Genomic DNA, 12,756 nt, shown 5'->3' with positions numbered 1-12,756 from the left:
CCGGCGTGACGCAGGTCCGTTCCAGCGCGACACGGTGCCGGCCACGACGCCGACCGCGACGCCGATCCTCACGGCGACGACCACGCCCCGTGGCGCTCGCCCGGGATCGTCGAGCCCAAGGCCGTCGAACCCAGGATCATTGACCCCAAGGCCGTCGAACGCGGCCTGCCCGCCCGTCGTGCGCGGGCGGGCGCCACTTCCAAGGTTACTCGGCGCGTCTCGAGGTCACTTCGCGCGGCGCCGGGCCCCTCGCCGGGTCTGCGAGGGCCTGCGGGGGGTGTCCCCCGCCACGACGGCGGCCTGCCGCTGCTTGGCACCATACTCCGCCAGCGCCGCCGCGAGGGCGGAAGCCGAGGGCTTGTCGGCCATCACGTCGACGCGCAGCCCGAACTCCTCGGCGGTCTTGGCGGTCTGCGGGCCGATCACCGCGATGACCGTGACGTTGTGCGGCTTGCCCGCGATGCCCACCAGGTTGCGGACGGTGCTCGACGAGGTGAACAGCACCGCGTCGAACCCGCCGCCCTTGATGGCCTCGCGGGTCGGGGCGGGCGGCGGCGCGGCGCGGACGGTCCGGTAGGCGGTCACGTCGTCGCACTCCCAGCCCAGCTCGGTCAGCCCGGCCACGAGCGTCTCGGTCGCGATGTCGGCGCGCGGCAGCAGCACCCGGTTGATCGGGTCGAGCATCGAGTCGTACGGGGGCCACTCGGCCAGCAGGCCCTCCGACGACTGCTCGCCGGACGGCATCAGGTCGGGCTTGACGCCGAAGCTCACCAGCGCCCGCGCCGTGCTGTCGCCTACGGCCGCGACCTTGAGCCCGGCGAACGCGCGGGCGTCCAGGCCGTACTCCTCGAACTTCTCGCGCACGGCCTTGACCGCGTTCGCGCTGGTGAAGGCGACCCACTCGTAGCGGCCGGTGACCAGGCCCTTGATCGCGCGGTCCATCTGCTGCGGGGTGCGCGGCGGCTCGACGGAGATCGTGGGGACCTCCTCGGGCACCGCGCCGTACGAGCGCAGCTGCTCGACCAGGCTGGCCGACTGCTCCTTGGTCCTGGGCACGAGCACCCGCCAGCCGAACAGCGGCTTGGTCTCGAACCACGACAGCCGGTCACGCATGCCGACGGCCTCGCCGACCACGATCAGCGCGGGCTCGGTCATCCCCGCGTGCTTGAGATCGGGCGCGAGACGGCCCAGCGTGGTCACCACGGTGTGCTGCTCGGTGGTGGTGCCCGCGCTGCTCACCGCCACGGGCGTCGAGTCGGGACGGCCCGCCGCGATCAGCGCCTTGCCGATCGGGACGGCCTCGGCGACGCCGTTGTAGATCACCAGGGTGCCCGCCCCGGTGGCGTACGCGGACCAGTCGTCGATCTGGGTCGCGTCCACGACCCGGAACTCGGGCACCGACACCGCGGCGGGGATCCCCGCGTAGGTGAGCACCGCCGTCGCCGGCGGCACGCCGGGCACGATCTCGAAGTCCACCTCCGCCTTGGCACAGGCCGCGACCTCCTCGGTGATCGAGGAGAAGAACATCGGGTCGCCCGCGCACAGCCGAACGACGCCGCTGCCGCCCTTGGCGGTCTTGACGACCTTCAGCGAGACGGCGCCGTCCTCGGCCACGTCGACGATCTCGACGTCCTCCCTGCAGTGGCGCAACAGCGGGCCGTACGCCTCCCGGTCGAGGATGACGACGTCCGCCCTGGCAAGCAGGTCGGCGCCACGCAGCGTGAGCAGGCCCTCGTCCCCGGGACCGGCGCCGACGAAGGCGACGAACCCGGACGGGCGCTCGAAGGTGGTACTTCCGGAGCTCAATGTGCTCGCTCCCCTATCAACGTGCCGGCCCCTTCCGCGATCATCTCGGCCGCGAGGTCGCGGCCGAGATCCATGGGCGCGGAAGAGCTTCCGGCGGTGGACTTGCGCACCGCGCGCCTGCCGTCGACGGCGACGACGGCGGCGGTAAGGATCAGATCGGGCCCGTTCTCGGCCGAGTAGGCGCCCACCGGGGCGGCGCACCCCGCCTCCAGGGCGTTGAGCACCGCGCGCTCGGCGGTGACCGCGGCCCGGGTGCGGGCGTCGTCGAGCACGCTCAGCAGCTCGACCAGGTCGGCGCGGCCGGAGCGGCACTCCACGGCCAGCGCCCCTTGGCCGGGGGCGGGCAGCATCTCCTCGACCTCGAAGACCTGGGAGATCTCGGAGTCGCGGCCCAGCCGGCCGAGCCCGGCCGCGGCGAGCACGACGCCCTGCAGCTGGCCGGAGGTCACCTTGCCGATGCGGGTGTCGGCGTTGCCGCGGATCGGCACGTAGTCAAGATCAGGACGGATCATCCTGAGCTGGGCGATCCGGCGCGGCGAGCCCGTGCCGATCTTCGCGCCGGACGGCAGGTCGGCCAGCTTGGCGACGCTCACCAGGGCGTCCCTGGGGTCGTCGCGCGGCGGGATCGCCGCGATGACCACGCGCGGGTCGGGCGTGGTGGGCAGGTCCTTCAGCGAGTGCACCGCGAAGTCGATCTCGCCCTCGATCAGCTTGTCGCGCAGGGCGCTGACGAAGACCCCCGTGCCGCCGAGCTGCGTGAGGTCGGCCTTGGTCACGTCGCCGAAGGTGGTGACGCCGACCAGCTCGACGGCCGCGCCGGTGAGCTCGGTGAGGCGAGCGGCGACCAGGCCCGACTGCGTCGTCGCCATGACGCTCCGCCGGGTTCCCAGCCGGAGCGGAGGAGAAACGCTGCTCACAGGCCTGCCTCCTTCTTGCTCGGCTCGGTGTTCTTACCCGGCTCGGCGTCGATCGTCTCGATGCGCCTCACCGCTTCGGGCACCTTCGGGTCAAGATTGAACAGCTCACGCAACGCTTCGGCGTAATGATCACCCGCCGGGGACTCCGCCAGCTGCTTGACGCGCACGGTGGGCTCGTGGAGCAGCTTGTCGACCACGCGCCTGACGGTCTGGCCGACCTCGTCCCTGACGCGCCCCTCAAGATCGGGGACCCGCGCGACGAGCCGCCCCAGCTCCGCCTCGACCACCTGGGCCGCCTTGCTCCGCAGCGCCACCACGGTCGGCGTGACGCGCGCGGCGCGCTCGGCCGACAGGTAGGCGGTGACCTCCTCGGCGACGATGCCGCGCACGGCGGCGACCGCCTCGGCGCGGCCGCCGTCGTCGGTGCCGGCGTCGGCCTCGCCCTCCTGCATGGACCCCAGGTCGACCAGCGTCACCCCGGGCAGCCGCCGTACGGCGGGGTCGATGTCGTGCGGCAGGGCCAGGTCCAGCAGGAACGTCTCACGGGGGGTCACCATGTCGGCCGTGATGACCACGTCGGTGGCGCCGGTGCAGGAGATGACCAGATCGGCCTCCGCCAGCTCGGCCACCAGGTCGCCGAACGCCGCGGCCCTGCCGCCGACCGTCTGGGCCAGCCGTACGGCGCGGTCGTGGGTCCGGTTGACCACCACGATGTCGGTGACGCCCGCCCGCTGCAGGGTCGCGGCCGACAGGGCGCTCATCGAGCCCGCGCCCACCACCAGGGCCCGCTTCCCCTGGAGGGGGCCGAGGGCGCGCTCGGCGAGGGTGAGCCCCACCCCGACGAGGGAGGCGCCCGCCCGGTCGATGCCGGTCTCGGTGTGCGAGCGCTTGCCCACCCGCAGTGACTGCTGGACGAGCTCGTTGAGCGTCGGGCCGAGGGTGCCCTCCTCCTGGGCGAGCCTGAGCGCCGAACGCACCTGGCCGAGGATCTGCCCCTCTCCCACGACCATCGAGTCGAGGCCGGAGCCGATCGAGAACAGGTGCTCGACGGCGCGGTCCTCGTAGTGCACGTAGAGGTGGGAGGCCAGCTGCTCCATGGGAACGCCGGAATGGGCGCTGAGCAGCCGGGAGAGCGAGGTCACCGCGGCGTGGAACCGGTCGACCTCGGCGTAGATCTCGACCCGGTTGCACGTCGAGACGACCATGGTCTCGGCGACGTGGACGTCCTGCTGGATGTCGTGGAGCAGCTTGACCAGCGAGTCGCCGGAGACGGAGACCCGCTCCAGCAGGGCCACCGGTGCCGTCCGGTGGCTCAGGCCGACGACGAGAACGCTCATCGGCCCTCTCCCGTCTTCAGACCGCTCCGGGAGGCTCGTGCGCCGTGTCTCCTCACAAGTCCACCGCCTCGGGCCACTCCTCGGCCATCGCGGGCCCCCCACTCATCCGATCCGCCTTGCGTTGCTCGTGGAACGCCAAGATCTGCAATTCAATCGACAGGTCGACTTTACGGATATCAACGCCTTCCGGCACGGAAAGGACGACGGGGGCGAAGTTCAGGATGCTGGTCACTCCTACGGCGACGACCCGGTCGGCCACCTGCTGGGCGGCCAGGGCCGGTGTGGCGAGCACCACGATCGACACTCCCCGCCGCCTTATGACGGCTTCCAGCTCGTCGATGTGCTCCACATTCAATCCCGCGATGTGGTCGCCCACCACTTCGGGGTCCGCGTCGAGCAGCGCCGCGACCCTGAACCCGCGGGAGACGAACCCGCCGTAGTTGGCGAGCGCACGCCCGAGGTTACCCACTCCGACGATGGCGACGGCCCAGTCCTGGGTGAGGCCCAGCTCGCGGGAGATCTGGTAGATGAGGTACTCGACGTCGTAGCCGACCCCCCGGGTGCCGTACGACCCCAGGTGGGAGAGGTCCTTGCGGAGTTTGGCGGAGTTGACGCCCGCCGCGACGGCGAGGTCCTCCGAGCTCACGGTCGCCAGGCCACGCTCGGCCATGCCGTTCAGCGCTCGCAGATAGAGCGGCAGCCGGGCGACGGTCGCCTCGGGGATGCCGCGTTCGCGGGCTTGGGACAGACGGCGGATCACGTGCCGGAACTCCAGGGGGACAGGCGGCCGGCGCGGCCCGGACGCGACGGATGACGAGGTGAAACCACTGTCATTCAGGTTAGTCCTTTTGTGAACCGGTGCACAAAGTGAGTGTTCACAATCTTGGCCGCGTCCCCCTCCGGTCCGTCGTCCGACCCCCTCACCAGGCACCTGACCTGCGCCTTCGGCGGGTACGAGCCCCGTCGCCACAGGGTTCTCCCGGCCGCGAGACCGGATCCTCACCCCTCGCCGCGAGGGCCGTCGCGCCGCCGCGGCTCGGCTACCGTGGCGGTCATGTCACCGCGAGACCATCGCATCACCCTGCTCGGCAAACCCGGTTGCCACCTGTGCGACGACGCGCGGGCGGTGATCGAGCGGGTCGCCGCGGACCTCGGCGTCCCGTGGGAGGAACGCGACATAACGGCCTCCGAGGAGGACCAGGCCCGCTACTGGGAGATGATCCCGGTCACCCTCGTCGACGGAGTGCAGCACGACTTCTGGCGCGTCGACGAGAACCGCCTGCGCGCCGCCCTCGGCGCTCCCGATGCCTGACGCTCCTCACCCCTCGACGCCTGAGGATGCTCCCGCCCGCGCTCTGACGCCCGGGGACGCCTCCCCGCCCGCGTCTCGACGCCTGGGGTGTCCTCGCCCGCGCTCGACGCCTGGGGATGTCCTCGCCCGTGCTCGGCGCCTGGGCTCGACGGCTGGGAACCTCCACGCTCGTGCTCGGCGGCTGAGGATCTCCCCGCCCGGGTCTGCCTCGCGGGTGCCCAGCTGAGAGGCCGCCCGCGCCGCGCTCACGACCTGGCCGCGCTCACGACCTGAAGGCGGTCGGGAGCGGCATCACCTTCGCGGCGTTCACCGTGAGCTCGATCACATTGGTGGCGAGCACCATCACCTGGCGCTCGGTGACGAAGCGCTGGGTGTGGGGCTGGCGCTGGTGATCGCTGTAGGCGACCTCGTCCCGGTAGAGCTCGTAGACGATGCGCTGGAGGGGCGCCGACTTCACCGAGTGGCAGGTGTAGACGAGCGTGTCGGGCTCGGAGCGGCGCACCGCCTCGACGGTCTCCTCCGCGAGCCGGTCGAACCTCTCGCCGGTGCCGTCGAGCAGGGTGAAGACGGTCAGCAGGCCGAAGATGCTCGGCGAGGGGCGGTTCGAGCCGCCCGGCAGGTCACCGGCACCGCCCGGCATTCCCGGCCCGCCCGGATACATGGCGCCGGTCGAGGGGGCGGAGCCGAACGCCTGGTCGTAGCCCTGGGGGCCTCCCCGGTCGTAGCCCCGGGAGCCTCCGCGCCCCTGCTCGGAGCCCGGGGAGGGCGCGCCGCCGAAGGCCTGGTCGGCGGGCATCGGCTGGAGGCTGCCCGACCTGCCGGGGCCGGGCACGCCCTGCATGCCGAACTCGCCGGTGCCCGGTCCCGCGGGCCTGCCGAACTCACCGGGCCTGCCGAACTCACCGGTGCCGGGTCCCCCGGGTCCTCCGGGCCTGCCGAACTCCCCCGTGCCCCCCGGCCTGCCGAACTCGCCGGTGCCCGGACCCGGCTGCCTGCCGGAACCGGGGGCGCCGTGCCTGCCGAACTCGTGGGCCGGGATGTTGTACTCACCGGTCGCGGGGCCGGGCACGCCCTGCATGCCGAACTGGCCGGTGACCGGCGGCGGCTGCTGTCTGCCGGGGTCGCCGCCGCGCCTGCCGGGGTCGCCGCCGGGCGGCTGGTCGGCGGGCGGCATGCCGTACTCGCCCGCCATGAACATCCCCGTGGCGGGGCCGCCGAACCGGTCGTCGGGTGGTGGGGGTTGCTGCTGCCGCATGCGCGCAGCGTAGTCGACGTCCTGCTCACCCGCCCGGTACTCGGCCACGAGGTCGCCGAGGCCCGAACGGCGGGGCGTCTCCTCGGCCAGGGCGCGGGTGGGGGGACCCTCCGGGGTCACGCGGCGGCCGGCGACCTGCACGTCGCGGGGCTGGTGCTCGGGGCGGCGCGGCTGCGGGGGACGGTTCTCCCACTCGTCGTCCGCGTCGTCGGCGTCCTCGTCGTCGTCCTCGTAGGGCGCGAGCGGGCGCAGCATGGCGTACCAGACCGCGGCGGCGGTGACGAAGAGCAGGAGCGCGGTGAACATGCCGGGCACCGCGAAGCTGACGGCTCCGACGAGGGCGAGGCCGGTGGGGCCGAGCACCAGGAGGGCGTGCATGTTGTCGGCGTCGTAGTCGTCGCCGCCGCGCCAGCGGAGGACCGCGAGCAGCAGCCCGCCCAGCAGCACGAGCACGACGATCACGTGGACGGCCGCGAGCAGGTAGGCCGGGGGCAGGTTCCAGTGACGGCTGCCCAGCGGGAGGACCTTGGAGAAGTCCTTCTCCTGCAGGACCGGGTCGATCGCCAGGATCACCGTGGCGATGACGGTGAGAGCGATCCCCAGGAGCCAGGAGGAGAACCTGGCCGTGCTCTTGCGGGCCAGCAACTGGATGACCCCGACGGCGAGCCACAGGGGCGCCAGCATGGATCCGGTCAGTTGATAAATACGGAACGTGCCTGCCCCAAACCCGATCAGGTAACCGGTGGCGATTACTCCGAGTGAGACGGAGAGAGACGCCGTCGTGATGCTCCAGGCGATCAGCCAGCCTTTGGGCTCACTGCGGAGGCGACTGACGAGAGCACCGGTGGCGATGGCTGCGAGCAATGCACCGGCGAAGGCGATGACAGCGACGAGGACTTCCATGGTGTCTCCAATGCTGCCGGACATTACCCCCCAACCGGTAGCCGAACCCTCGGTTGGCTCCCGGTGCCGGTCTGAAACGACCGACCCCACACCGTATCCGGCGGTTACCCCCAGTCACGACGCATCAAAGTGGATTGTGGAATTTCCACTTCATTTCTAGAGTGATCGAGCACGCCGTACCCCCTCCCCTCAGGGATACCGGATGCCTGAAACGTGGCCGCTCGCCGGGCACCTCCCCACGACAGCCGGGGTAGCCCAGCCCGTCCGCAGTAGTGACCTCACCGTGCGTGAGGATGCCTCCGAAGAACTCCGGAGGCTCGTTTTGCGTGCCAAAACCGGAGACACGGACGCTTTTGGCACGCTCTATGATCGTTACCTCACCCTGGTGTATCGCTACGTCTACTTCCGGGTCGGCTCACACCCGCTGGCCGAGGATCTCACGAGCGAGACCTTTCTCCGCGCACTCCGCCGGATCACGGACTTCACGTGGCAAGGGCGTGATTTCGGGGCCTGGCTCGTGACCATCGCGAGGAACCTGATCACCGATCACTTCAAGTCCGGCAGGTACCGGCTTGAGGTCACGACGGCCGAGGTGATCGACACCCCGCTCGACGGCCCGCACATCCCGGAGAACGCCGTGGTCACCGCGATGATCAGCGACCGGGTGCTCACCGCCGTCCGCGACCTCGGTCCCGAGCAGCAGGAGTGCGTGGTGCTGCGCTTCCTGCACGGCATGTCGCTGGCGGAGACCGCGCTCATCATGGGCAAGAAGAGCGGCGCCATCAAGGCACTCCAGTTTCGCGCGATCCGCGCCCTGGCCCGCGCGCTGCCCTCGGACCTCAGCTGAGACCGGCCCGCCCGGGCCTGCCGGCTCCCGGTTACGGCCGTCATGCCCGAAACAATGTTCCCATGCCGATGTCGCGCAGCGCGTAACCTGCCGTGCCGAGTCGTCGTTAGGCAAGTGACACCGATGGATCATGAGCTGGGGGCGGCAGGGAGCGTTCATGGGGAAGTGGCTGCCCGGATTCTCGCGGAGGTCGCAGGCGCGCATTCAGGACCGCGTGTCACGGCTCGGCGCCCGCATGACGGCCACCCCCAGACCCGAGTTCAACGCCAGGCTCCGCGAGCAGCTCACGCAGTCTCCCCCCGGTTCCGGGGAAAACGTCCCCGAGCGGCGGCCGGCGGGCCCCCGCCACTCCCGGCGGAGGTCCCGGGCGGGGCTGCTCCCGCAGCTGCTGAGCATCGCCATGGTGGCCGCGATGGTGGTGTCCGGGATGTGGACCTACCGGTCGATGCCCGGTGACACCTTCTACCCGCTCAAGCGCGCCGCCGAGAGGACGCTGTTCCACCTGAGCAGCGACGACGCCGAACGGGCCGACCGCTCCTTCGGCTACGCCGAGACCCGCGCCCGCGAGGTCAAGGAACTCCTGGGCTCCGGCGAGGGCGAGGGGAAGGGAGAGCGCGAGGAGGTGATCGGGGAGACCCTCCAGGCCATGGAGGACACCACGCGCTCCGCGGTGACCTCCCTGCGGCAGATGCGGCGGCGCGACTCGGCGAGCGCCAAGGAGCTCAAGCGCTTCGTCCAGAAACAGCGCACCCAGATCGCCGGGATGATCCCCAAGATGGGCGCGGAGAACCAGCGCAAGGCCCACGTCTACCTCAACTACATCGAGGGCCTCGCCCCACCCGGGTGACCGCTCCGGCACGGAACCCGCCTCACCGTCCCGGACCTCCCGCCCTGGAACGTCACAACGGAACCCGCCTCACCGTCTCGAACGGCCGAGCCGCCTTCGTACCCCGGACCTCCCGCCCCCGGACCTTCCCAGCCTGGACCTCCCAGCCTGGACCTCCCAGCCTGGACCTCCCGGCCCGGACCTCCCGGCCTGGAACGTCACGACGGAACCCGCCCCACCGCCTCGGACCGCCGGGCCGCCCTCCCGCCCCGGACCGCGCCGGCGTAACCCGATCCCCGGTCCCGCCGGGGATCGCGGGATGTCGTACGACACCAAGACGTCACATCCAACTCATACCGGCGCTACCGATCTCACCCCTGTGTCCCGGTTAAGCTGAGGTGCTATGAGGCGGCTACTACGACGGCGGGACGAAGCGGAGACGGCCAGACGGGCGACGGTCGGGGAGGTCGCGGCGGGCGAGGTCGCCGCCGCGGCCGCCGTGGCGATGCCGATGGCCGAGCCCGACCCGGTGGCCGCCGCCTTCTTCGACGTCGACAACACCATGATGCGTGGCGCCTCCATCTACCACTTCGCCCGCGGCCTCGCCTCCCGGGGCCTGTTCACCAGCAAGGATCTGTTCAGGTTCGCGATCGGCCAGCTGGTCTTCCGGATCCGCGGCGACGAGAACCCCGCGCACATCGACGAGGCCAGGGAGACCGCGCTGGCCTTCGTCGCGGGCAGCAAGGTCGAGGAGATCGTCCGGCTCGGCGAGGAGATCTACGACGAGGTGATGGCGGATCGCATCTGGGCGGGCACCCGCGCCATCGCGCAGGCGCACCTCGACGCGGGCCAGCGGGTCTGGCTGGTCACCGCGACCCCGGTGGAGCTGGCCCGGGTGATCGCCCAGCGCCTCGGCCTGACCGGCGCGCTCGGCACCGTCGCCGAGACCGAGAACGGCGTCTACACCGGCCGCCTGGTCGGCGACCTGCTCCACGGCCCCGCCAAGGCGGAGGCCGTCAGGGCCCTGGCCCGCAGGGAGGGGCTCGACCTGTCCCGCTGCGCCGCCTACAGCGACTCGGCCAACGACCTGCCCCTGCTCTCCCTCGTCGGCCGCGCCACCGCGATCAACCCGGACGCCGAGCTGCGCGAGTTCGCCCGGCAGAACAGCTGGGACATCAAGGACTTCCGTACGGGGCGCAAGGCGACCATGATCGGCCTGCCCATCGCGGCGGGTGCCGGAGCCGTCGCGGGCGGCATCGCCGCCGCCGTCGCCCTGCGCCGCCACTACCGCTCCGGCCGCTGACCCCTCCGCTCGGGGTACGCCGGAGAGCCACGGGCCTCGAAGCCCCGGGGAAGGGTCCCGGGAGGATCAGAGGAAGGGCGGGAAGGCGTGGCCGCGCCTGAGCCGCAGCTCGTCGAGCTGCTGCTGGACGACCTCCCTGACCTGGTCGGTGAGGTTGAAGACCAGCATGGGGTCGTCGGCGTCGGCGGGGTCGAGCTCGTCGGTGCGGATCGGCTCGCCGAAGCCGATCATCCACTTGGACGGGAGCGGGACCAGCCCGAGGGGCCCCAGCCAGGGGAACAGCGGCGTGACCGGCAGGTAGGGAAGACCGAGCACCCTGGCCAGGAGCCGCAGGTCACCGATCTTGGGGTAGATCTCCTCCGCACCCACGATGGCGCAGGGCACGATCGGCACGCCCGCGCGGATGGCGGAGGCGACGAAGCCGCCCCGGCCGAAGCGCTGCAGCCGGTAGCGGTCGGAGAACGGCTTGCCGACCCCCTTGAAACCCTCGGGGAAGACGCCGACGACCTCGCCCTTGCGGAGCAGCCGGTCGGCGTCCTCGCGGCAGGCGAGGGTGTGGCCGGTCTTGCGGGACAGGTGGCCGAGCACCGGGAGCCGGTAGACCAGGTCGGCCCCCAGGAGGCGGAGCGCGCGACGCGCGGGGTGGTCGTCGTACAGGGCCACCTGCAGCATGAGCCCGTCGAGCGGGAGGGTGCCGGAGTGGTTGGCCACGATCAGGGCCCCGGAGTCGCCGGGCACGTTGTGCGTGCCCACGGTCTCGGTGCGGAACCAGTGGCGGTACAGCGGGCGGATCAGCTCCAGCAGCACCCTGTCGGTGAGCTCCGCGTCGAACCCGAACTCGTCGACCTCGTAGTCTCCGGTCACCCGGCGGCGCAGGAAGGCGAGCAACCCGGTCAACCGGTGATCGCCGCCCTCCTCGCCGCTCGACGGCTCTGGGAAAGGCCACCCGGCGTCGGGGTCGAACCGGTCGGACGCCTCTGGGAGGGGTTCGCCGGACGTACCGGACGCCTCTGAAAAAGGGTCGCCGGACATGTCGGACGTTTCCGGGAAGGAGGCGTCGGACGTACCGGAAAACGCGTCGGACGTATCGGGAGACGCGTCAGACGCGTCGGGCGTGCTGGAAGGCGCGTCGGGCGTATCGGGGAGGTGCCGGTGTTCGCGGGAGGCGCGGGCCCTGGTGATGGGAATCACCTCGGCGTCCTCGCTCCCGGCGACCGTCTCGCTCATCCGGCCACCGGCCGGGACACCATGTCCACCAGGGCGGCGGGAAGGCCTCCGGCCAGGTCACGCGCGCGGACGAAGTCCTCGAAGGCGGCCGCGGTGGAGAACTTCGGCCTCCAGCCGAGCGCCGTCGACAGCGCGGTGCCGTCGACCACGCGCCCGTGGCACATCAGGCGGAGTTGCTCGGGGGAGAATCCGACCAGTCCCGCGCTCCGGGCGAGGTCGCCCATGAAACGGAAGACCGGAGAGGGGACGGGCATCGGGAGCAGGCCCGCCCTGCGCGCGCACTGCGACAGGAGCAGCACGCCGTCTCCGGTGACGTTGAACGTGCCGGGGTGGTCCTCCATCGCCATCCGCCGCAGCACCTCGACCGCGTCGTCCTCGTGGACGAACTGCAGCCGCGGGTCGAACCCGAGCACGGTCGGCAGGACGGGCTGGGTGAAGTAACGCGTCAGCGGTGAGTCGACGCCGGGTCCCATGAAGTTGGCGAACCTGAGCGTCGACACGGCCACGTCGCGGCGCCGCCTGGCGAAGCCCCGGACATAGCCCTCCACCTCGGAGGCGTCCTTGGCGTAGCCACGGCTCGGCGGCTCTCCCGGCTCGGCGTCCTCGGTGAAGACCGCGGGGTCGTGCGGGGAGGAACCGTAGACGGCGGTGGTCGAGCGAATGACGACCCGGCGGACCGTCGCGGACCGCTGACAGGCACCGAGCAGTTGCATGGTGCCGATGACGTTGTGCTCCTTCATGAGCGCGCGGCCGCCGCTCCTGGGAGGAGCGCTCACCAGACTCATGTGAACGACGGTGTCGATGTCGGCGGCCGCGATCACCTGGGCGATGTCGGGGCTGCGCAGGTCGACGCGGACGAACTCCGTCCGGCCGAGAGGTACGCCGCCATCACGTGAGAGCGAGGGCGGCGGCACCGTATCCACTCCGATGACCCGGTCGATGTCCGGGTCATCCGCGAGAACGCTCGCCACTCGGGCGCCGATGTGGCGCGAGACCCCGGTGACAAGCACGGTGTGGGTCATC

The 12,756-nt window shown here is 71.5% G+C and carries 11 protein-coding genes; 4 read left to right on the top strand and 7 right to left on the bottom strand.

Annotated features, from left to right (window positions below):
- Positions 1-225: 225 nt before the first annotated feature.
- The 4 genes from ABT053_RS12020 to ABT053_RS12005 are packed head-to-tail and all read right to left on the bottom strand — an operon-like array spanning position 226 to position 4,820.
- Positions 226-1,806, bottom strand: a complete 1,581-nt coding sequence (locus ABT053_RS12020; protein ID WP_350968952.1) for a bifunctional uroporphyrinogen-III C-methyltransferase/uroporphyrinogen-III synthase — start codon at positions 1,804-1,806, stop codon at positions 226-228.
- Positions 1,803-2,675 (bottom strand): hydroxymethylbilane synthase, encoded by an 873-nt coding sequence (gene hemC, locus ABT053_RS12015; RefSeq protein ID WP_502991737.1) that lies wholly within the window; start codon positions 2,673-2,675, stop codon positions 1,803-1,805. The genes ABT053_RS12020 and hemC overlap by 4 nt, the downstream gene beginning before the upstream one ends.
- A gap of 44 nt (positions 2,676-2,719) precedes the next feature.
- On the bottom strand, positions 2,720-4,060 hold the full coding sequence (locus tag ABT053_RS12010) for a glutamyl-tRNA reductase (RefSeq protein ID WP_350968949.1): 1,341 nt from the start codon (positions 4,058-4,060) through the stop codon (positions 2,720-2,722).
- 52 nt (positions 4,061-4,112) lie between these two features.
- Entirely contained in the window at positions 4,113-4,820 is a 708-nt protein-coding gene (locus ABT053_RS12005; protein ID WP_350968948.1) for a redox-sensing transcriptional repressor Rex, read from the bottom strand.
- 294 nt (positions 4,821-5,114) lie between these two features.
- Here ABT053_RS12005 and ABT053_RS12000 point away from each other — a divergent pair, with 294 nt between their 5' ends.
- Entirely contained in the window at positions 5,115-5,372 is a 258-nt protein-coding gene (locus ABT053_RS12000) for a glutaredoxin family protein (RefSeq protein WP_350968947.1), read from the top strand.
- A 262-nt stretch (positions 5,373-5,634) separates the two neighbouring features.
- Here the strand turns inward: ABT053_RS12000 and ABT053_RS11995 are convergent, their stop codons facing one another.
- Positions 5,635-7,530 carry a putative quinol monooxygenase gene (locus ABT053_RS11995; RefSeq protein ID WP_350968946.1) on the bottom strand — a complete coding sequence of 632 codons (1,896 nt, stop codon included), beginning with the start codon at positions 7,528-7,530 and terminating at the stop codon, positions 5,635-5,637.
- Between the two features lie 202 nt (positions 7,531-7,732).
- On the opposite strand from ABT053_RS11995, the gene ABT053_RS11990 reads away from it, so the two are divergent.
- From ABT053_RS11990 to ABT053_RS11980, 3 genes are all read left to right on the top strand, one after another.
- Positions 7,733-8,377: a sigma-70 family RNA polymerase sigma factor gene (locus ABT053_RS11990; RefSeq protein ID WP_502991736.1), complete on the top strand. Its 645-nt coding sequence runs from the start codon at positions 7,733-7,735 to the stop codon at positions 8,375-8,377.
- A gap of 157 nt (positions 8,378-8,534) precedes the next feature.
- Positions 8,535-9,224, top strand: a complete 690-nt coding sequence (locus ABT053_RS11985) for a DUF5667 domain-containing protein (RefSeq protein WP_350968945.1) — start codon at positions 8,535-8,537, stop codon at positions 9,222-9,224.
- Between the two features lie 382 nt (positions 9,225-9,606).
- Positions 9,607-10,506, top strand: a complete 900-nt coding sequence (locus tag ABT053_RS11980; protein ID WP_502991734.1) for an HAD family hydrolase — start codon at positions 9,607-9,609, stop codon at positions 10,504-10,506.
- A 66-nt stretch (positions 10,507-10,572) separates the two neighbouring features.
- Here the strand turns inward: ABT053_RS11980 and ABT053_RS11975 are convergent, their stop codons facing one another.
- Entirely contained in the window at positions 10,573-11,733 is a 1,161-nt protein-coding gene (locus tag ABT053_RS11975; protein WP_350968943.1) for a 1-acyl-sn-glycerol-3-phosphate acyltransferase, read from the bottom strand.
- Positions 11,730-12,755, bottom strand: a complete 1,026-nt coding sequence (locus ABT053_RS11970) for an NAD-dependent epimerase/dehydratase family protein (protein ID WP_350968942.1) — start codon at positions 12,753-12,755, stop codon at positions 11,730-11,732. The genes ABT053_RS11975 and ABT053_RS11970 overlap by 4 nt, the downstream gene beginning before the upstream one ends.
- Between the last annotated feature and the right edge of the window lies 1 nt (position 12,756).

The organism is Streptosporangium sp. NPDC002524 (assembly GCF_040295985.1).
Taxonomy (GTDB): domain Bacteria; phylum Actinomycetota; class Actinomycetes; order Streptosporangiales; family Streptosporangiaceae; genus Streptosporangium.
This window is presented reverse-complemented; position numbering and strand designations above follow the sequence as displayed.